The sequence below is a fragment of the Gilliamella apis genome, from assembly GCF_030758615.1.
In the GTDB taxonomy this organism is placed as follows: domain Bacteria; phylum Pseudomonadota; class Gammaproteobacteria; order Enterobacterales; family Orbaceae; genus Gilliamella; species Gilliamella apis_A.
In genome coordinates, this window is record NZ_CP132381.1 from 625,719 (window position 1) to 646,352 (window position 20,634).

The 20,634-nt window shown below is 34.4% G+C and carries 20 protein-coding genes and 1 pseudogene; 14 read left to right on the top strand and 7 right to left on the bottom strand.

The window, feature by feature from the left end; genetic code table 11:
• Positions 1-48 precede the first annotated feature (48 nt).
• From RAM17_RS02960 to gltP, 5 genes are all read left to right on the top strand, one after another.
• Positions 49-1,353: a penicillin-binding protein activator gene (locus tag RAM17_RS02960; RefSeq protein WP_306240676.1), complete on the top strand. Its 1,305-nt coding sequence runs from the start codon at positions 49-51 to the stop codon at positions 1,351-1,353.
• Positions 1,307-1,687, top strand: a complete 381-nt coding sequence (locus RAM17_RS02965) for a YraN family protein (protein WP_198247926.1) — start codon at positions 1,307-1,309, stop codon at positions 1,685-1,687. The genes RAM17_RS02960 and RAM17_RS02965 overlap by 47 nt, the downstream gene beginning before the upstream one ends.
• 16 nt (positions 1,688-1,703) lie before the next feature.
• Entirely contained in the window at positions 1,704-2,282 is a 579-nt protein-coding gene (locus tag RAM17_RS02970) for an SIS domain-containing protein (protein ID WP_086359253.1), read from the top strand.
• A 97-nt stretch (positions 2,283-2,379) separates the two neighbouring features.
• The gene (gene gyrA / locus RAM17_RS02975) at positions 2,380-5,073 is read left to right on the top strand and encodes a DNA topoisomerase (ATP-hydrolyzing) subunit A (RefSeq protein ID WP_110448653.1); all 2,694 of its coding nucleotides are present in this window, start codon (positions 2,380-2,382) and stop codon (positions 5,071-5,073) included.
• Positions 5,074-5,163: 90 nt separating this feature from the next.
• Positions 5,164-6,474: a glutamate/aspartate:proton symporter GltP gene (gltP, locus tag RAM17_RS02980; RefSeq protein WP_181414705.1), complete on the top strand. Its 1,311-nt coding sequence runs from the start codon at positions 5,164-5,166 to the stop codon at positions 6,472-6,474.
• A gap of 128 nt (positions 6,475-6,602) precedes the next feature.
• Here gltP and rpmG read toward each other — a convergent pair whose 3' ends face one another.
• Both rpmG and rpmB read right to left on the bottom strand, forming a co-directional pair.
• Positions 6,603-6,770 (bottom strand): 50S ribosomal protein L33, encoded by a 168-nt coding sequence (gene rpmG, locus RAM17_RS02985; protein WP_034884348.1) that lies wholly within the window; start codon positions 6,768-6,770, stop codon positions 6,603-6,605.
• Positions 6,771-6,785: 15 nt separating this feature from the next.
• Positions 6,786-7,022 carry a 50S ribosomal protein L28 gene (gene rpmB, locus RAM17_RS02990; RefSeq protein ID WP_034884345.1) on the bottom strand — a complete coding sequence of 79 codons (237 nt, stop codon included), beginning with the start codon at positions 7,020-7,022 and terminating at the stop codon, positions 6,786-6,788.
• A gap of 381 nt (positions 7,023-7,403) precedes the next feature.
• On the opposite strand from rpmB, the gene aroE reads away from it, so the two are divergent.
• The 5 genes from aroE to argA all read left to right on the top strand — a co-directional run bounded on the left by aroE (position 7,404) and on the right by argA (position 12,466).
• Positions 7,404-8,234, top strand: a complete 831-nt coding sequence (gene aroE, locus RAM17_RS02995) for a shikimate dehydrogenase (RefSeq protein ID WP_110448655.1) — start codon at positions 7,404-7,406, stop codon at positions 8,232-8,234.
• 138 nt (positions 8,235-8,372) lie between these two features.
• A complete protein-coding gene (locus RAM17_RS03000; RefSeq protein ID WP_110448656.1) occupies positions 8,373-8,726 on the top strand; it encodes an Aca2/YdiL-like domain-containing protein in 354 nt (117 codons plus the stop codon).
• A gap of 198 nt (positions 8,727-8,924) precedes the next feature.
• Positions 8,925-9,440: a shikimate kinase AroL gene (gene aroL / locus RAM17_RS03005; RefSeq protein WP_110448657.1), complete on the top strand. Its 516-nt coding sequence runs from the start codon at positions 8,925-8,927 to the stop codon at positions 9,438-9,440.
• Positions 9,441-9,697: 257 nt separating this feature from the next.
• Positions 9,698-10,900 (top strand): MFS transporter, encoded by a 1,203-nt coding sequence (locus RAM17_RS03010; RefSeq protein ID WP_110448658.1) that lies wholly within the window; start codon positions 9,698-9,700, stop codon positions 10,898-10,900.
• 237 nt (positions 10,901-11,137) lie between these two features.
• Positions 11,138-12,466, top strand: coding sequence for an amino-acid N-acetyltransferase (gene argA, locus RAM17_RS03015; RefSeq protein ID WP_110448659.1), 1,329 nt, complete (start codon positions 11,138-11,140; stop codon positions 12,464-12,466).
• Between the two features lie 233 nt (positions 12,467-12,699).
• Here argA and mutH read toward each other — a convergent pair whose 3' ends face one another.
• From mutH to rpiA, 5 genes and pseudogenes are all read right to left on the bottom strand, one after another.
• Entirely contained in the window at positions 12,700-13,374 is a 675-nt protein-coding gene (mutH, locus tag RAM17_RS03020) for a DNA mismatch repair endonuclease MutH (protein WP_110448660.1), read from the bottom strand.
• Between the two features lie 74 nt (positions 13,375-13,448).
• Positions 13,449-13,997 (bottom strand): NADPH-dependent FMN reductase, encoded by a 549-nt coding sequence (locus RAM17_RS03025; protein ID WP_110448661.1) that lies wholly within the window; start codon positions 13,995-13,997, stop codon positions 13,449-13,451.
• An 81-nt stretch (positions 13,998-14,078) separates the two neighbouring features.
• Positions 14,079-14,615, bottom strand: coding sequence for a Dps family protein (locus tag RAM17_RS03030; protein ID WP_065578262.1), 537 nt, complete (start codon positions 14,613-14,615; stop codon positions 14,079-14,081).
• A 592-nt stretch (positions 14,616-15,207) separates the two neighbouring features.
• A pseudogene (gene serA / locus RAM17_RS03035) lies at positions 15,208-16,448 on the bottom strand (phosphoglycerate dehydrogenase).
• Positions 16,449-16,517: 69 nt separating this feature from the next.
• Complete coding sequence (gene rpiA / locus RAM17_RS03040) at positions 16,518-17,177, bottom strand: ribose-5-phosphate isomerase RpiA (protein WP_110448663.1); 660 nt, start codon at positions 17,175-17,177, stop codon at positions 16,518-16,520.
• 211 nt (positions 17,178-17,388) lie between these two features.
• Between rpiA and RAM17_RS03045 the strand changes: the two genes are divergently transcribed.
• The 4 genes from RAM17_RS03045 (at position 17,389) to RAM17_RS03060 (ending at position 20,488) form a co-directional block, all read left to right on the top strand.
• Positions 17,389-18,294: a LysR family transcriptional regulator ArgP gene (locus tag RAM17_RS03045; RefSeq protein WP_065578265.1), complete on the top strand. Its 906-nt coding sequence runs from the start codon at positions 17,389-17,391 to the stop codon at positions 18,292-18,294.
• Positions 18,295-18,377: 83 nt separating this feature from the next.
• Positions 18,378-19,448, top strand: coding sequence for a uroporphyrinogen decarboxylase (hemE, locus tag RAM17_RS03050; protein WP_110448664.1), 1,071 nt, complete (start codon positions 18,378-18,380; stop codon positions 19,446-19,448).
• The gene (locus tag RAM17_RS03055; protein WP_110448665.1) at positions 19,445-20,038 is read left to right on the top strand and encodes a YjaG family protein; all 594 of its coding nucleotides are present in this window, start codon (positions 19,445-19,447) and stop codon (positions 20,036-20,038) included. Before hemE ends, RAM17_RS03055 begins: the two co-directional genes overlap by 4 nt.
• A 177-nt stretch (positions 20,039-20,215) precedes the next feature.
• Positions 20,216-20,488: an HU family DNA-binding protein gene (locus RAM17_RS03060; RefSeq protein ID WP_065558407.1), complete on the top strand. Its 273-nt coding sequence runs from the start codon at positions 20,216-20,218 to the stop codon at positions 20,486-20,488.
• The last annotated feature ends 146 nt before the right edge of the window (positions 20,489-20,634 follow it).

The following is a 20,634-nucleotide window of genomic DNA, read 5'->3' on the forward strand; positions in this document are numbered from 1 at the left end:
TCGTCAAATCAACTAAGTAAAATTTCTGTACCTGAAAATGACTTAACATTGAAAGGGTGGATTGATTTAAGTTACACATATCAACGTAATAATAAGAAAGCGCCTGTTCAAGATGGTGATAGTCCAGAAGTCCTTGAAGCAAAAAATACCAATCGCAAAAATCAACTAAAACAAGCTATTTTAGATTGGGCTGCAAAATATCCTAATCATCCTGCACAAGATATTGTTGCTATTATAACTGGTGAACAAACGCTTGCTGTTGATAATGTAAATTCCAAAAAAGTAGCTTTATTATTACCACTGAGTGGGTCTTCTCGAATATTTGGTAACACTATTCGTCAAGGATATGTTGATGCGGCTAAGTTTTATCCACAAGAGCCACAACAAAATGTTATTGTTTTAGATACAACATCAGTACCAATGGATAATTTAATACAGCAAGCGCAAGAGCAAAATGTTGATTTAATCGTTGGTCCATTATTGAAGTCTGAAGTGAGCCAAATAAAGCAGTTAGCGCCATCTATTCCTGTGTTAGCATTAAATAAAGTTGATGATGGAACTGTTTCCGCTAACAAAATGTGCTTTTTTGCGTTATCTCCTGAAGATGAAGCAAAGGATGCTGCTGATCATATTTTTGCACAAAACAAACAAAAGCCATTGTTAGTTATACCACAAAATGAGTTGGGCAGAAGAGTAGCTCAAAGTTTTGCTAAACAATGGTCGCAAATTTCTAATGGTTCACAAGCTTATGTGCAATATGTTGGTAATTTAAATACGCTACGTGCCAATATTAATCATAGTAGCGGTATAAGTTTAACCGGTAGTCCGATTGCATTTAATAATGATGATGGCTCGGCTTCAATGTCCTCAAATGGTTCTTCTTCTGGATTTGATGCAATTTATGTTTATGCATCTTATGATGAATTAACCTTGATAAAACCAATGCTAGATATGGGAGCAGGAAAGACAATCGGTAATGGCTCTTCATCCATAGCGCTTTATTCAAGTTCTAAAAGTCATGTGGCAAATGCTTCGAATGACTTTAATTATGATATGAATCAAACTGAATATTCTGACATTCCGTTGATTATTAATTCATCAGAAAAAACAACGGCAATGATTCCTAGCAATATTCAAAAAGACTATTCTTTAACTCGATTATACGCTATGGGAATTGATGCTTGGCGATTGGCTAATCGCTTTAATCAATTAGACTCTTATCAGCCTAATTTTTTAGCTGGAATGACTGGTAAATTATCAACCAGTAATCAATGTGAAGTGACTCGATCTCTTGCATGGCAACAATATGCCTATGTTACATCCCAATCGTCCTCAGAACAGAACGAAAAATAAAGATATCGGCAAGCATTATGAACATATTGCTTGCCAATTCTTAGCCAATCAAGGGCTGGTGTTGCTTGATAAAAATAGTCTATATCAAATTGGTGAAATTGATTTAGTCATGCGAGATAAGAGTTGTTTGGTTTTTGTTGAAGTTAGATATCGCAAAAATGCTAACTTTGGCGAGGCTGAAATGACTATTTCGCTCACTAAGCAAAACAAAATTAAACAGGCAGCTCAACTTTGGATGTTAAATAATAACTTAAATATTGAAGATACAGAGTTTAGGTTTGATGTTTTTGCCATAACGGGAAAAAGTCAAAAATGGATAATTAATGCGTTTTAATGATCAGGTGAAAAACGTGCAAGATTTAATAAAAAATTATTTTACTGAAAGTATTCAAACTCAAATTGTTATGGCTGAATCTCTAGGCTCTTCAATTGAAAAAGCGGCTAATATTATCGTTGGAGGATTACTTAATGGTAATAAAATTATGGGATGTGGTAATGGCTCAGCTGCTGCAAATATACAAAGTTTTACCTCTCGGTTAATTACCAGTCTTGATATTGAAAGACCGAGTATTCCGGCTATTGCATTAGTTTCTGATAATGTATTGTTAAGTGCGATATCTAATCACGAAGAAATTTATGCTCGACAAATTCAAGCTTTAGGTCAACAAGGTGATATCTTAGTTATTTCAACTTGTGAAGGGAATAGCCGTTCGATTATTCGTGCTGTTCAAGAAGCCGTAATTAAAGATATGAAAATTGTTGCCTTAACTGCATTTGATGGTGGAGAAGTGATCGGATTACTTGGGCAAAATGATATTGAAATTAGAATTCCATCTTATAAAAAGGTGATGGCTTATGAAATGCATGCAATGATTTTAAACTGCTTAAGCCAATTAATTGAAAATACATTGTTTATTCATACAGAATAAGTTGAAATAAAAACAGTTTTGTTCTGCATTAATAGCGATTTTTATGCTATAATTATGAACTATTTTAAGATTTAAGTTAATAAGAGAACCTGGTGTTATGACCGAACTAGCCAAAGAAATAACCCCCGTCAATATTGAAGACGAATTAAAATCCTCTTATCTTGATTATGCGATGTCTGTTATTGTTGGGCGAGCTTTACCTGATGTCCGCGACGGACTTAAACCTGTTCACAGACGGGTTTTATTCGCAATGCATGAAGCTGGATACGATTGGAATAAACCTTACCGAAAATCTGCTCGTGTTGTTGGGGACGTAATCGGTAAATATCATCCACATGGTGATTCAGCCGTTTATGATACCATTGTTCGTATGGCACAACCATTTTCATTACGTTATATGCTTGTTGATGGCCAAGGAAACTTTGGTTCTGTCGATGGTGACTCTGCGGCGGCAATGCGTTATACCGAAATTCGCATGCAAAAGTTTGCCGGTGCATTATTAACTGATTTAGATAAAGAAACAGTAGATTTTTCACCAAACTACGATGGATCAGAAATGATTCCTGACGTGTTGCCAACTCGCATTCCTAATTTATTAATTAATGGTTCGTCAGGTATTGCTGTTGGTATGGCAACCAACATCCCTCCTCATAATCTAGCAGAAGTTATCAATGGTTGCTTAGCATTTATTGAGGATGAAAATATTTCTGTTGATGGATTAATGGAATATATTCATGGTCCAGATTTTCCTACTGCTGCTTTAATTAATGGCCGTAAAGGTATTGAAAATGCTTATCGAACTGGCCGTGGTATTATTTATATTCGTTCAAAGGCGACGATTGAAGTAGATGATCATAGTGGTCGTGAAACGATCATTGTTAATGAGATCCCTTATCAAGTTAATAAGAAAAAACTGATCGAAAAAATAGCTGAACTAGTTAAAGACAAAAAAGTTGAAGGTATTTCAGCATTGCGTGATGAATCAGATAAAGATGGTATGCGCATTGTTATTGAAATCAAACGTGATGCAGTTGGCGAAGTCGTTTTAAATAATCTTTTCTCATTAACTCAACTACAGGTTTCTTTCGGGATTAATATGGTTGCCTTACATAAAGGTCAACCGAAACTATTAAACTTACGAGAAATGATCGAGGCGTTTGTTCTTCACCGCCGTGAAGTCGTAACGCGTCGAACTATCTATGAACTTCGCAAAGCTCGTGAACGAGCGCATGTGTTGGAAGGTTTAGCGATAGCATTGGCTAATATCGATCCTGTTATTGAATTAATTCGTGCTGCGGCGACTCCTTCTGAAGCGAAAGCTAAATTATTATCGCAAGCTTGGCAACTAGGTAATGTTGCGGCAATGCTTGAAAAAGCGGGTAATGATGCCGCTCGTCCTGAAGATTTAGCACCTGAATTTGGTATTCGTGATGGCCATTATTATCTTTCTGAAGCTCAAGCCCAAGCAATTTTAGATCTTCGATTACATCGTTTAACAGGACTGGAACACGAAAAAATTCTTGATGAATATAAAGAACTATTAGTTCAAATTGCTGGTTTGTTACATATTCTAGCGAGTCCAGAAAGACTAATGGAAGTTATTCGCGAAGAGCTTGAAGCTGTTCGCGATCAATTCCAAGATGCAAGACGAACTGAAATTACAGCAAGTAGTGCGGATATCAATATTGAAGATCTTATTGCTCAAGAAGATGTTGTAGTTACGCTTTCTCATCAAGGTTATGTAAAATACCAACCGTTATCTGATTATGAAGCTCAGCGTCGGGGCGGTAAGGGCAAGTCGGCAACGAAAATTAAAGAAGAAGATTTTGTCGAAAAACTACTGGTTGCAAATACTCATGACACGATTCTTTGTTTCTCAAGTCGTGGCAGATTATATTGGATGAAAGTTTATCAATTACCTGAAGCCAGTCGAGGCTCCCGTGGTCGTCCAATTATTAATTTATTACCATTGGAAGCAGATGAACGTATTACAGCGATTCTACCTGTTCGTGAATTTGATGATGAGCATTGTGTGTTTATGGCGACAGCTCAAGGTACGGTTAAGAAAACTTCATTAATTGAATTTAGTCGTCCGAGAAGTGGTGGCATTATTGCTATTAACTTACGTGATGATGATGAGTTAATTGGTGTTGATTTAACTAGTAACGAAACAGCAGATGCTGTTGATGATGAAGAACTCAATGATGATGTTATTGTTGATGAGCTTGACGATGGTGATGAGGTCTCGCAAATTTCCAATACTGAAGATATTATGTTATTCTCAGCCAATGGTAAAGTTGTACGATTCCCGGCCAATAAAGTCCGTTGTATGGGTAGAACAGCAACAGGTGTTCGAGGTATTAAATTAGAAGGTGATGATAAAGTTGTCTCACTTATTGTCCCTCGTGGTAATGGGGCAATTTTAACCGCAACTCGAAATGGTTATGGTAAACGTACTGAACAAGAGTTATATCCAACAAAATCACGAGCAACGAAAGGCGTAATCTCTATTAAAGTGAGTGAGCGAAATGGTGCTGTAGTTGGTGCAGTACAGGTTGAAGAAACCGACCAAATCATGCTGATTACTGATGCCGGAACCTTAGTACGAACTCGAGTATCAGAAGTTAGTGTTGTTGGACGAAACACGCAAGGGGTTACGTTGATTCGAACAGCTGAAAATGAGAAGGTTGTCGGATTACAGCGAATTGCTGAAACAGAGGATGATGTTGAATCGGAACTATCGCCACAGAGTGAGGATAATAATGATTCAACCCAAGAATCCGAGCAATAATTTTAATTATAAAAAAGGATTAGCCACACAGACTAATCCTTTTTTATTTTCTAAAACAGTGATAAGGAATAGAATTACATGTCTTTCTTAATAAAAAAAATCTTAACTAATCTTGCATGGCAAATATTAATTGCCTTGATTTTAGGTGTAGCTGTTGGTGCTTTTCTATATGAACTAGCGGATCCTAATCATGCGTTACATTCATATTACCAATTTTCAATTGTTAATATTTTTCAACCAGCAGGTGATATCTTTATTCGTTTAATTAAGATGATTGTTTTACCAATTATTCTTAGTACACTGACATTAGGTATTGCTGGAATTGGTGGATCTAAACGTTTAGGAACATTAGGATTTAAAACCATTCTTTATTTCGAAATCATTACAACAATTGCTATTTTATTAGGCCTTTTATGGGGTAATGTTTTTGCACCGGGTGCAGGTATTGACTCTTCAACTTTGGCTACAACTGATATTAGTAAATATACTAAAGCAGCCGAAGAGTTAAGTGGCAAACCTCACGGTTTGATTGTCATGATCTTAGATATGATTCCAGCAAATATATTTAAAGCAATGACTGATGGTGCAGTTTTACCGGTTATTTTCTTCTGTGTATTTTTTGGTTTAGGTTTAATGTCTTTACCAGATAAACAACGCGAACCATTTGTGTTCTTCTTGAAAGTAGTTTCAGATACTATGTTTAAAGTGACCAATATGATTATGCGTTATGCTCCAATTGGTGTATTTGCATTAATTACCGTAACCGTTGCTAAATATGGCTTTGCTTCTTTACTACCGCTATTAAAACTGATTTTAACTGTATATTCTGCAATGATCATTTTTACATTATTGATATTAGGTGCAGTTTGTAAACTATGTAAGTTCAATATCTTTACCTTATTAAAAATATTGAAGGAAGAATTAGTTATTGCTTTTTCTACAGCAAGTTCAGAAACAGCATTACCAAAAATCATTGAAAAGATGGAGGCCTATGGAGCACCAAAAGCGATCACAAGCTTTGTTATTCCTACTGGATATTCATTTAATCTTGATGGTTCAACATTATACCAAAGTATCACGGTCATCTTCTTAGCACAGCTATTTGGTATGGATTTAAGTATCTTAGATCAAATTATCATTGTAATAACATTAATGATTGCATCAAAAGGAATTGCTGGAGTGCCAGGCGCTTCAATTTTAGTATTATCAGCAACACTTGGTAGTGTTGGTATTCCACTTGAAGGTATCGGTTATATTATGGGGGTTGAACGAATTTTAGATATGGGTAGAACAGTTGTTAATGTTGTGGGTAACGCATTAGCGGCAATTGTTATTGCGCGTTGGGAACATGTCTTTGATGATAAAAAGGCAAGAGCCTATGAGCAAGAATATTTAAAATAGAAATTTACTCTAAAAAGCTTCAGGTAAATGAAGCTTTTTTATACATCTAATTTAATAAATTTAATGGTGAGATTATTCAAAATATAAAAAAACCCAGCTTAAGCTGGGTTTTTTATTGCTAGATAAAACTATTTAATTTTAGCTTCTTTATAAACAACATGCTGACGAACAACAGGATCATATTTTTTGATCTCCATTTTTTCAGGCATGGTTCTTTTGTTTTTGCTAGTGGTATAAAAATGACCGGTACCAGCAGAAGAAACTAATCTAATTTTTTCACGTACACCTTTAGCCATGATATGGTTTCCTTATTAGTACTTTTCACCACGGGCACGAAGTTCAGCTAAAACTGCATCAATACCCTTTTTATCGATAGTACGCATACCTTTAGCTGATACACGCAATTTTACAAAACGTTTTTCACTCTCAATCCAGAAACGGTGAGTTTGAAGGTTTGGTAGAAAACGACGTTTAGTAGCATTCATCGCATGAGAACGATTATTTCCCACTAAAGGACCTTTTCCTGTTACTTGGCATACTCGTGACATGTCAATAATTCTCCAAAATTTCTATGCTTAAGCCTAGGGCGTAATATGTTAATGGAATTAACCTCGTCAGGCTTTTAGTTCGCTGCAGTTCTTTTGAGAAGCAGTCTCACCTCTCACACTACACCCATAATAATGAGGTAGCGAAGTATACGCTTTTACTGGCAAATTCTCAAGCATTATCTTATTTATGCTTAAAAATAAGTTTCTAATTGAAAAAAATAAATATACCGAGAGTTGTTATTATTAATAAAACTATTATATCGTAGCTTATGTTGAGTTGTGCAATATAAAACTATTTAATTTTATAATAAATATGTTTTAATACTATTGAATTCAGATATTATCTGTTAGGCCTAATTTTCTTACTTTCAAGGAGATAGTATGAGTCAGTTCACGCCATACAGTATCTATGGCATTATCGGTTATCCATTAGGGCATAGTATGAGCCCACTTATTCATACAACATCATTCCAAGATTATGGTATTCCTGCCGTATTGGTACCATTTCCTACGCCACCCGAAGATATTGCTACTTTATTTAAATCAGTAAGATTACTTAATATTCGTGGTTTATGTGTCACTATTCCACATAAGCAAACTATTATTCCTTATTTAGATGAAGTTACCGAACACGTTAAAAAAGCGGGAGCAGCTAACTTAGTTTATTGGGATGGTGACAAACTTTGCGGTGATAACACTGATATTATTGGTTTTATGCAACCATTAGCACAAAAAAAACTACCTGCTGAGTATAAGAAGGTTTTACTACTTGGCGCTGGTGGTGCGGCTAGGGCTGCGGTTGTTGGTTTACAAGACCTTGGTTATCACGACATTACAGTAACGGATATTGTTACTGATCTTCCAGAGGCATTGGCTAAAGAATTTAATCTTAAAACGGTTGCATGGGAAGATAGAGATAAAGTTGAAGCGCAAATTATTATCAATTCTACCCCATTAGGTATGCAAGGCAAATTTGAAGATCAGACACCTTACGAACAAGCTTGGTTTAAAGGTAAAGGGATTGCATACGATATAGTATATACACCATACAATACCAAATTTAGACAAGAAGCAGAAAAAGCCGGATGGGAATCGATTTCTGGTCGAGAAATGTTTATTGGTCAAGCAAATGCCCAATTTAAAATTTGGACCGGCAAAGATCTTTCTGAGAAAGCAAAACAAGCTGTAATTGATGCCTTAGCAGGAAAATAAAATTATAAATAGCCTCGCTCTCATTTTATGAGAGCGATATTTTAAGATTTTAGGTATTTAATCATCATTTTAAATATTTATGGAAGCAATAAAGTAACCATGTTTAATAAATTTAAAATTGATTAAAAAGGAGTAGTTATGACTAATTTAGAATTACAAGCGTATCGCCGATTTTTAATGTTAAAAGTGTCAGAAGCCAGTGAATACATTGGTAAGACTGATGTCGAAACATGGCGTGAGTGGGAAAACGGTTCATTGCCTATTCCTGAAAATGTGGCAATAGCTATGAAAGAATTAAAATCTTTTCGCAACGAGAAAATAAAACTGATTATAAACAGCATTAATGACCGTGTAGGTAGTAACACCATTCGTTATTTTATGAGTTATCCAGAATTCAAAAAAGTTAACCCTGACTTAGATGTTTTGCAATGGCGATTACATCAATCGATTGCCACTGAACTCTATTTTAGAGGGTTAGAAAAATTGTGTTAATGACTATATTTGACACATAGGCTATGATTAAAATTGAATGTGTAATAAATTATTTACAGTTATTTTTTTATTATATTTATTTAAATCATATTGTTACGATGGTGTTAAATTAGACTGTAAAAAAATATTGCAAAAAGTTAAATGAATCTCTAGCATAGATAACTTATTTCCAGATCTGTATATTTAAAAGGACCCACAATGAAGAAAACAATTTTTTTAGTTGGTGCAAGAGCCGCTGGCAAAACAACAATGGGTAAAATGTTAGCCAATAAGTTATCATTTTCTTTTATTGATACAGATTGTCATTTACTCGAAACAACGCAAAAAACTGTAGCGGAAATTGTCGAAAAAGAAGGCTGGGAAGGGTTTCGAGCTAGAGAAAGCCAAGTGCTTATTGAGACAGCTAAACCCAATAGAGTTATTGCAACTGGTGGTGGTATGGTACTGGCTGAGCAAAATCGTCAGTTTATGAAACAACACGGCACAGTTATTTTTCTTTCAGCTCCTGCAGCGACATTAGCGGCTCGTTTGATGAAAGATCCAAATGTAGCTCAGAGACCATCATTGACGGGTATGTCGATATCCGATGAGATGGAGAAAGTGCTTGCTGAACGCTTACCTCTATATCACGATGCCGCTCATCATGTTGTTAATGTTGACCAAGACGAAAATTTAATTCTTACTGACATATTGGAAAAACTGCAAAATAATTAATCAAATAACCATTTTTTTATTTAAATATAAATTATTTGCCTCGGCATAATGTTAGTACATCAATTTGTAATTTAAACAATCTAAATATCATAAATTTAATAATTGTGAAGATTCTTGAATTACAGCAAATAAAATAGTCTATTAACAGTAAGTAATTGATATATATTACTTTCAGATAGTAGTGAACACTTGTATATTAATTGCGATTACGTTTCTTAAGTCGCTAAACTAGTTAAATTAATATTGGAGTTTTACATATGGATAATCAAAGAGTCAATTCTTATGGGATTGCTGGCTCTATATATGCTAATTACATAATACAAAGTATTGCTTTAATTGTTATTATGCAGTTCGCAGAAAGCATTTCAAAACAGCTTAATACCGATGTAAATGTCGGTCTTGGCTATGTTGCATCAGGAATTGGTATTGGAAAAATTTTATTAATGTTTGTCGGTGGAATGCTATCTGATAAATTTGGACGAAAATTATTTATCTATTTAGGTATGGCTTGTTATATTGTCTTTTTCGTCAGTATGCCATTTTGTCATAATATAGATATTGCGTTTTGTTTAGCTATTGCCATCGGTATAGGTAACTCTTTCTTAGATACAGGGTCTATGCCTGCATTAACTGAATGTTTTCCTCGCTCGTCTGGTTCGGCAAGTGTTTTGATTAAAGCTTTTATCTCAATGGGAAGTTTTATTCTGCCACTAATTGTTGGATTATTTTATAAATACGATATTTGGTATGGATGGGCATTTTTAGGTTTTACTGCCTATCTAATTATTAATGCAATTAATTTGCTACCAAAAAAATTTCCACCTAAAGATACCAGAATTAAAGGTAACCAAGGTTCTGATGATTACTTTATTCGTAAACCAAATTTTGCTTTTGAAGGCTTTTTATTGATAATTATGGGATTCACAACCACCGCAACCTTTGTGATCATTTGGCAATGGCTACCGGCGATTGCGATTAAAGCGGTTAATATGCCAACAATTGAAGCTAAACAGCTTATTAGCTTTTATAGTTCTGCTTCAATCGTTTCTGTCTTTATCACTGCTTTTATAGTGAAAAAATTCTTGAAACCAATTTATTGTATTTTTATCTTACCTGCAATGTCATCATTGGTTTTACTATTATTTTATTTTGACCTATCGCCATTAATGTGTTTAATCACCGCAATCGGGATGGGATTTTTTGCTGCCGGAGGTGTTTTACAATTAACCTTAGTTGTGATGCAACAAATGTTCCCAACACGTAAAGGGCTTGCTGTGGGTTGTATGTATACTTTAAGTGGCCTATCTTTCTTTATTATCCCGAGAGTTATCCCTGAATTGGCTGAAATTAATGTTAGTTATGCTATCTTAGCTGATTTAATAATGGCCGTAATGAGTACCTTACTAGGACTGATTGTTTACTGCAGATTTATTAAAGTTATTGATATGAAGAAAATTTAAATGTGAATCACTCGAATAACTAAAATGATTACTGAGCCGTCTTAATGACGGCTCTTGTCTATAAGCATTGTTAATAAATTAATGTTTTGTCAATTCCTAGCTAATTTAACAAAAGTTTTTTCCTACGTCAGTATCGAACTTTAGCTTGTTGAACTTATCAAAAAAGACTTGCTATTAACTAAAAAATAAATAAAAATACAAAAAATATGAATAAATATTCATTTTGGTGGTGATAAGATGAAAGAAAGAACAACTGAATTGGTTGATGGTTTAAGGCATTCGGTACCTTATATTAATGCTCATCAAGGAAAAACTTTCGTTATTTTATTAACAGGTGCAGTGCTAAAGAGTCATAATTATGCAAGTATTATTAGTGACATTGGTTTATTGCATAGTTTAGGCATTAAATTGGTTATTGTGAATGGTGCTCGTAACCAAATAGATGAATCACTCAAAAGTCATAATATCCAACCTAGATATCATAAAAATACTCGAATTACTGATGCAGCAACTTTAGACATTGTTAAACAGGTGACCGGATTATTACAGCTCAATATAACAGCAAGTTTATCAATGAGCTTAAATAATACGCCGTTACAAGGTGCACATATCAATGTTGTTAGCGGTAATTTTGTTATTGCACAGCCATTAGGTGTTGATGACGGAGTGGATTATTGTCACACTGGGAAAATTCGGAGAATTAACAATGAGGCAATTGATGAACAATTGAACCGAGGATCAATTGTATTATTAGGGCCTGTAGGGGTATCAGTTACTGGTGAAAGTTTTAACTTATCGTCCGAAGATGTTGCCGCTGAAGTTGCTATTCGCCTTAAAGCTGAGAAATTAGTAAGCTTTTGTGCTGAGCAAGGTGTGCTTGATGAAAACAATCATGTTATTACCGATCTGTTTCCGATTGATGCCGATAATTACGTTAATAACAAAGAGCAAAGTGGTAAGCATTTATCTAGTGAAGCGCGTTTTTTACGTGCTGCATCAAAAGCATGTCGCAATGGTGTGCGTCGTAGCCATTTAGTCAGTTATCTAGTGGATGGTTCTATTCTGCAAGAACTATTTTCTCGTGATGGTATTGGAACTCAAGTGTCAATGGAACATTCAGAACAAGTCCGTACCGCAACGATAAATGATATCGGTGGTATTTTAGAATTAATCCGTCCACTTGAAGAACAAGGTATTTTGGTTAAACGCTCAAGAGAACAGTTAGAAATTGAAATTGATAAATTTACCATTATTGAGCGTGATAATATGACGATTGGCTGTGCAGCTCTTTATCCATATCCGGAAGAAAAAATGGGCGAAATGGCTTGTGTAGCTATTCATCCTCAATACCGAAACTCGTCACGCGGTGATCTATTATTAGAAAAAATTGCAGAAACGGCTCACAATTTGGGGTTAGAAAAGATCTTTGTGTTGACTACTCGTAGTATTCACTGGTTTCGTGAAAAAGGCTTTAATCCAGCTGAAGTCGATGACCTGCCTATTAAAAAGAAACAACTTTATAATTATCAAAGAAATTCGAAAATTTTAATGTTTGATTTAGTTTAACTATATCAAGTTTAAAAAGTCCAATTTATTCAAGTTGGACTTTTTTATTTTGACTAAATATAAGATGGCCTAATTATTAATTTGAGATAAACGATAGCTATATCAATATCAATATCAATATGATTATATGCAGAAGATAAAAAATTGCTTATTGTTTATGGAAGAAATAGCATTATTGAAAATAGAAAAGATAAGCAAGATTAAAGGGGGATGAATACTATTGTTGACCCACTTTAAATATAACAATTCGCATTTTGCAAAATTTGTAACGTAAATGATTTTTTTAAATAAAATCCTCGTGGACGCGTTAATATAATTTGGCCGTTTTCACCAATAGCTTCAGTTAAAGCTTTTCCATTAGCAGCTTTAGGACGGATCTGTAAATAAGTACCATAACAGGCAGTAATCTTTTCAATCTGACCAAGTACAATCATATCCATCAACTCTTGCCAATCTTGTTTAAGTTGTTGCTCTTGTTGTTCAGTTGGTGTCCATAATATGGGGTGTCCAACTTTTCTCTGGGCTAATGGTATACTTCGTTCTCCTTCAATAGGGATCCACAGAACTTTACTTAGTTTATATTTCACATGGCTTGTTTCCCAAATTACACCATGATTAGCCATTAAAGGGAGGACACTGACAAAAGTGGTTTCGAGTGGTTTACCTTGTTTGTTAACTGGAATGGTTTTTAATTCGATACCTAAATTAGCAAAATCACGTTCGGCTTTACTACCAGCATTAGCACCTAAAAAAGTTTCAATTAAATTACCTACCCATCCTTTTTGTTTATTAAGATTAGCTGGAATAGCAATATTTAAATAGTTAGCGATCTCACCGAAACTATAACCTGCAGCGAGTCTGGCTCGGTTTAATAATTCTTGTTCATTGCAAGGTTGGAAATTTTTCATTTAATCTGTTTTAAATAACTTTAATCATATCCACAACTCATTATATTGGCTGTGGATATTAAAATAAATCATTATTAACTTAGTTTTTCAACCCAATTAGTATAACTATTAATGATCAATGAAAGAAATGCTTTAGTTTTTTCACTAATATCATCATTTTCATCAAAAGCACTGTTAATATTACCAATATAAGCTTCTGGTTGTTGTAGTGTTGGCATATCAAGAAAAACGAATGATTGTCGTAATTGATGGTTTGCACCAAAACCACCAATAGCACCTTGAGAGACAGAAACTACCGCAGCTGGTTTTTGCGACCAAACACTTTTACCATAAGGGCGAGAACCCACATCTAAAGCATTTTTAATCACTGCCGGCAAGCCTCGATTATACTCTGGTGTCACAAATATAACACCATCACAATTGGCAATTTGTTGACGAAAACGTTCATAAGATTTGGGTGGTGAATCTACATCAATATCTTCGTTATAAAACGGTAAATCACCAATCTCAATAATATTTAAAGAAAGTGATTGTGGCGCTATCTGTTGTAATACTTTTGCGACTTTTAAATTGTAGGAATCTTTACGTAAACTACCAACAAGTACAGCAATTTTTTTACTCATTTGTAATTCTCCCTTATTCAAAAGATAAAGAGACACAATATGTGTCTCTTATTCGGGATGAGCACTCCTAGCCACTAGATTTTAGTGACCAGAAGAGTCCAATTTACGGCCTGTTTCAAATAAGAACCATGCGCGTTTTTCAGTTTGATCTATCCATTCTTCAATTAAACTTGCTGTTGCCGAGTCATTATATTTATCACAAATATCATGGGCTACACGCATACGAGTAGTAAGTTTAATATTATCTTGGCAGAGTTCAGCTATCATATCCGATGGTTCAACAAAATCAGCATCGTTATCAGAGATACTCTGTAATTTTGAAATATGACCAATTGAACGTAGAGTTGTACCGCCTAATTTCCGGACACGTTCAGCAATTGGATCAGTCATTGCAAATAACTCTTCTCCATGATCATCTAACATTAAATGATAATCACGAAAATGAGGACCACTTACATGCCAATGAAAGTTTTTGGTTTTTAAATATAAAGCAAATACATCTGCTAATACAGAGTTCATGGCACCGGAAATATCTTTTGATGCCTTTTGACCTAAATCAGTTGGAAACAAAATAGCTGCTTGTTGTAGCTTTTTTGCCGAAGTCGTACTTTTAGCCATATTAGATTCTCCTGTTAATTGAAAAGTAAAATAACTTTGTAATATCAAATTACGCCAACTCATCAGTAAAAAACAGTCATTATTAACTATTGCTGTTATATTAATAGTCTATGGATAAATTAATCAAAAAAATATTTACTAAATCGTTAAAAATCAATTTCAAAATAATAATTAATTTTGCAAATTATGATCAAATTAAAGCCATTTTAAATCATTTATAGCATCAATATTTTTATAAATTAGATAATTAAATTTATTTGTTAAACTAATATTTGTTGACTTACTTTAACTCTGAATGACAATCTTGACTGATGCTATTTACTATTTTTAAAAATCTAAAATCATGAGATAAGCAAAATAATTATAAATATATAAATCAAAAAAATTGAGGAAAGGGGTTTTTTAGCCTGAAATTATTGGTTAAATTTGGTAACAAACGCTACATTTTTACTATTATATTAAAATTGTTCTAAATTGTTACCAGTTTTTTACTGAATAGCGTTATGGAATTTTCGAGTATATGTTTTTTGGAAAGTCGTTATTATTTAATCTCTTAAATAATAACGACCCAAATCATTTTTAATGATAAAAATTAAAACAATAATCTTGCTCGAATTGTACCTGTAACACTTTTCAGCTTAATTAATAACTCTTCGGCTTTATTTTGTTCAACTCTATCAATATCAATAACGACATAACCTATTTTAGCATCAGTTTGTAGATATTGGGCAGAAATATTTAGACCTTGTTCAGCAAATAATGTATTGATAGCCGTTAATACCCAGGTTGATTATGGTGAATATTGATAAAACGGCTTGAACCTTTTGCTGGAATCGGTAATGAAGCTTCAGGGAAGTTAACCGCTGAAAGGGTTGCACCAGTATCGGAATATTTCGCTAATTTAGTTGCAACCTCAATACCGATATTTTCTTGTGCTTCACTGGTTGAACCGCCAATATGAGGAGTAATAATAACATTATCAAATTTACATAAAGGTGATTCAAAAGGATCATTATTGGTAGCAGGTTCCGTTGGGAAAACGTCAATTGCAGCACCGCTTAGTTTATTGGTTTCTAAAGCTTGTGTTAGCGCTTCGATATCAATCACGCTACCACGTGATGCATTGAGCAATATTGCACCTGTTTTCATCATATCAATTTCAGGCTGGCTAATCATTTTAATTGTGGTTGGATTTTCTGGAACATGCATACTGACAATATCACTGATAGCAAGTAATTCTCGCATTGTTGGAATTTGTTTGGCATTTCCTAGTGATAATTTGGTTTCAATATCATAAAAAAAGACATTCATTCCTAATGATTCAGCTAATACACTCAATTGGCTACCAATATGACCATAACCAATGATACCTAAATTTTTACCTCGAGCTTCGTGCGAACCTGTGGCTAGTTTATTCCATTTACCCTGATGGGCTTTAGCGTTAGCTTCAGGTACTCGGCGAAGTAATAATATTGCTTCAGCTAATACCAGCTCTGCTACAGAGCGAGTATTTGAAAATGGCGCATTAAAAACCGGAATACCTTTAACCGTCGCTGCGTCAAGTTCAACTTGATTAGTACCAATACAAAAACAACCAATACCGGCTAATTTTGGCGCTGCATCGATAATCTCTTTAGTTAAATGGGTTCTGGAACGAATACCAATAAATCTGGCATCTTTTAAAGCTGTTTCAAGCTCAGATTTCGATAGTGCGCCCTTATGATACTCAATGTTGTTAAAGCCCGCCGATTTAAGTGTTTCAACTGCACTAGGGTGGATACCTTCAAGTAATAGAAACTTGTTTTCGTCTTTCGTTAATGCCTGAACAGCCATTTATTCCTCTCTATGCTTAATATTTTAATTAATTGTAAACACAAAATTATCCATTAAAAATGCAATCTTTTATTTTGTTAATTCTTTTACACCAGAACTAGTACCGACTAAGGCAATATCAGCCCCTTTATTGGCAAATAATCCAACAGTAACTACTCCAGCAATGCTGTTAATACGATTTTCCAGTTCTATTGGCTTGGCAATAACAAGATCATGAACATCTAAAATGACATTACCATTATCGGTAATAACACCTTGGCGATAAATTGGTTTTCCACCAAGTTTGAACAATTCTCTAGCAACATAAGAACGAGCCATAGGAATGACTTCTACTGGTAAAGGAAATTTGCCAAGGACATCGACAACTTTAGATTCATCAACGATACAAATAAACTGCTTAGCTAAAGCTGATACGATTTTTTCACGGGTTAGTGCTGCTCCACCACCTTTAATCATTTGCATATGATGATTAATTTCGTCGGCACCATCGACATAAATATCTAAGCTATCTACTTCATTACAGTCTAATACGGGAATTCCATAGCTTTTTAATTTTTTAGTTGATGCTTCTGAGCTAGAGACAGTTCCTTTTATCTGATCTTTTATTGTCGCAAGTGCATCAATAAAGTGCGCCGCAGTAGACCCAGTTCCTACGCCAACCAATGAATCAGGCTTAACATATTTTAGCGCTGACCAGCCTACAGCCTTTTTTAGTTCATCTTGTGTCATGATATCACCGTATGTAAATATGATTTTGATCAAAAAAATTTTAAAATTTTAAAAGCAAAATTGTTCAATATATGGCATAGTAACCAATTGGAAAGCAAAAATCATTAGTATTTTAAGAAAATCTATAAAGTTTTAGATCGATTTCAAATTTTTTGCAAAATAAAAATAGCTTGAATGACCAAGCAAAGATCAAATCATTAGTAAAGAGATTATGAAGCGTCCAGATTATAGAGCACTACAAGCATTAGATGCAGTGATAAAAGAACGAGGATTTGAACGAGCGGCCGATAAACTGTGTATTACACAACCAGCGGTTTCGCAACGTATTAAGCAATTGGAAAGCTTTTTTGGTCAGCAACTATTAGTACGAACTATTCCTCCAAAAGCGACCAAACAAGGCGAGCATCTTCTCGGATTATTGCATCAAGTTGAATTATTAGAGCAGCAATGGTTAGGTGATAATGAACAAAATACTACCCCATTGTCACTATCAATTGCTATTAATGCTGATTCGTTAGCAACATGGTTTTTACCAGCATTAAAACCAGTTCTTGATAAAAATATTTTACGTTTTGATATTCAAGTTAAAGATGAAGAGCATACCTTAGAACTTTTACGTTTAGGTACTGTTGTTGCGGCAATTAGTATTCAACCAAATCCTTTACCAGGATGTTTATCAGATTTATTAGGCGCATTAGATTATATCTTTGTTGCTTCGCCCGAATTTGCAAAAAAATATTTTCCGAATGGGGTAACCCGTTCATCACTTTTAAAAGCACCAGCGGTCGCTTTTGATCACTTAGACGATATGCATCAAGCCTTTTTACAGGAAAATTTTAATTTGACACCAGGCAGTGTAATTTGCCATATCACTAGTTCGTCAGAAGCTTTTGTTCAGTTAGCTAAACAAGGTTCTGCATGTTGTATGATTCCTATGTTACAAGTAGAGCAAGAGTTAAAAACAGGGGAATTAGTTAATTTAACTGAAGGTTTATTCCAAAGACGGATGCTGTATTGGCATCGCTTTGCTCCTGAAAGTAGTGTAATGCAAAATATTTCCGAAACGTTAATTCGTTATGCGCAGCGTATATTATCTCAGCCTGCGGAACGAAAATAACTGTCGCATAAACTATTTTTTAGCTAACTAAAATGTCGCTTTAACTATTTTATTACCAACTAGCAAATTTATAGAACTAAAAGATGAGCCAATTGAAAAACGATCGTTACTTACGCGCATTACAGTGTTTGCCGGTAGATTACACGCCAGTTTGGATGATGCGTCAAGCTGGTCGCTATTTGCCTGAATATCGACAGCTTAGAGCAAAAGCCGGCGATTTTATGACAATGTGTCAAACGCCAGAACTCGCATGTGAAGTGACTTTACAACCGTTGCGACGCTTTGAACTTGATGCCGCAATTATCTTTTCTGATATCTTAACCATTCCCGATGCTATGGGACTTGGATTGTATTTTGAAGCTGGTGAAGGCCCCAAATTCGAAAAAACAATTTCTAGTTTGGTAGATATAGAACAATTGCCAATACCCGATCCAGAACAATCACTTAAATATGTGATGGATGCCATTCGTTTAACTAAGCAAGAGTTGGCCGGTAAAGTACCCTTAATCGGCTTTTCAGGTAGTCCATGGACATTAGCTACTTATATGATTGAAGGTGGCAGTAGTAAAGCTTTTACAAAAATAAAGAAAATGCTTTATTGCGAACCAAAAGCGTTACATCTATTATTGGAAAAATTGGCTAATAGTGTGGCACTGTATCTAAATGCACAAATTGATGCCGGAGCGCAAGCGATTATGATATTTGATACTTGGGGCGGAGTACTTAGCCATCAGAGTTATCGTGAATTTTCTTTGCATTATATGCAATTAATTCTTTCGCAATTAAAGCGTGGTAAGAAAAGTAACAATATTACTTCTTATGTCCCTGTTACGCTATTTACCAAAGGGGGGGGATTATGGTTGGATACAATTTGTAAATCAGGAAGTGATGCAATAGGTGTTGATTGGACTGTAGATTTGAATCTAATTGCTCAAAAGGGTAATATTGCTGTACAAGGTAATTTAGATCCTTCAATATTGTACGCAAATGAAGAAACCATAGAGTCTCAAGTTGAATCGGTACTAACTGATTTTGGTCACTATAATGGCCATATTTTTAATTTGGGGCATGGTATTCATCAAGATACACCCATTGAACATGTACAATATTTAGTAAAAGCAGTACATCAACAGTCCAAAAGGTTCCACTTATGATTAAAAATCCAGTTCAATTAAGAATAGCAAAGTTAGCTGTTTGGCAACAGCGTTTATTCATGGTTTGCTTATGTGAACGAATGTATCCAAACTTTGTTTATTATTGCCATTTACAACAAGATGAACAATCAGCTGTTGGTTTTAAAAAAATTCTTGATTTAATTTGGGAGTCATTATTAGTAGAAAATGTTAAAATCAATTTCGATTTACAACTCGAAAAACTGGAATTGATAATTCCAATCCTCAATGAAGATAGTCCGTATATGGTTTATCCGGCTATTGATGCTTGTCAGGCGCTGAGTGAGATTTTACATTCTTATATCAGTGGTGAAATAGTCGAACATTCGGCTAAAGTGAGTAGTATCTCGGCAACAACGGTAGCTGAATTTGAAATGACAAGGGACAATATTGAACTTTCGGAGCAAGAACAATCGCAATTACCTAGTGTTATTGAAGAGTTTGACTTACAATGGGATATTTTTCGATTATTAAGTAATGAAAACAATGAAATGATTGATCTAATTAAAGGCTTAAAGGAGGATATAAGATCTACTAAAACGAGTAATATTGGTGTTTTTTTGAGCGATTAAATCGCTTACGGAGTGATTTTTTTAATTTTTATTAAATTTTTCTTTAACATTACACAAATATAGACTACATTTAACAGCAATGTAATCTGAATGATGTTTACAGAAGCAAAATTAAGTGATTAAATTTTGCTAAAAATGTTAACTTTAACAATAAAATAAATATGTAAGGATATATCCATGAATAAAACAGAACTTGTAGATGCTATCGCTAGTAAAGCTGATATTACTAAAGTTGCCGCTAAAACAGCGTTAGAAGCAACTCTTGCTGCTATCACTGAATCACTAAAAGCTGGTGAGCCGGTTCAACTAGTTGGTTTTGGTACATTTAAAGTTAATGCTCGTAAAGCTCGTACTGGTCGTAATCCAAAAACTGGTAAAGAAATTAAAATTGCAGCAAGCAAAGTACCAGCATTTGTTTCTGGTAAAAGCTTAAAAGAAGCAATCAAATAATATTATTGTTTGCTTTTTTCCTATCATTATTGATAGGGTAGCATCAAAGGCCATACATGGATAAGTTATGGCCTTGTTGTTAATATATCAAATTCTCTTCTTTTTTATTCTTCAGTCTATTAATTTTTCATAATTATTATCAATCT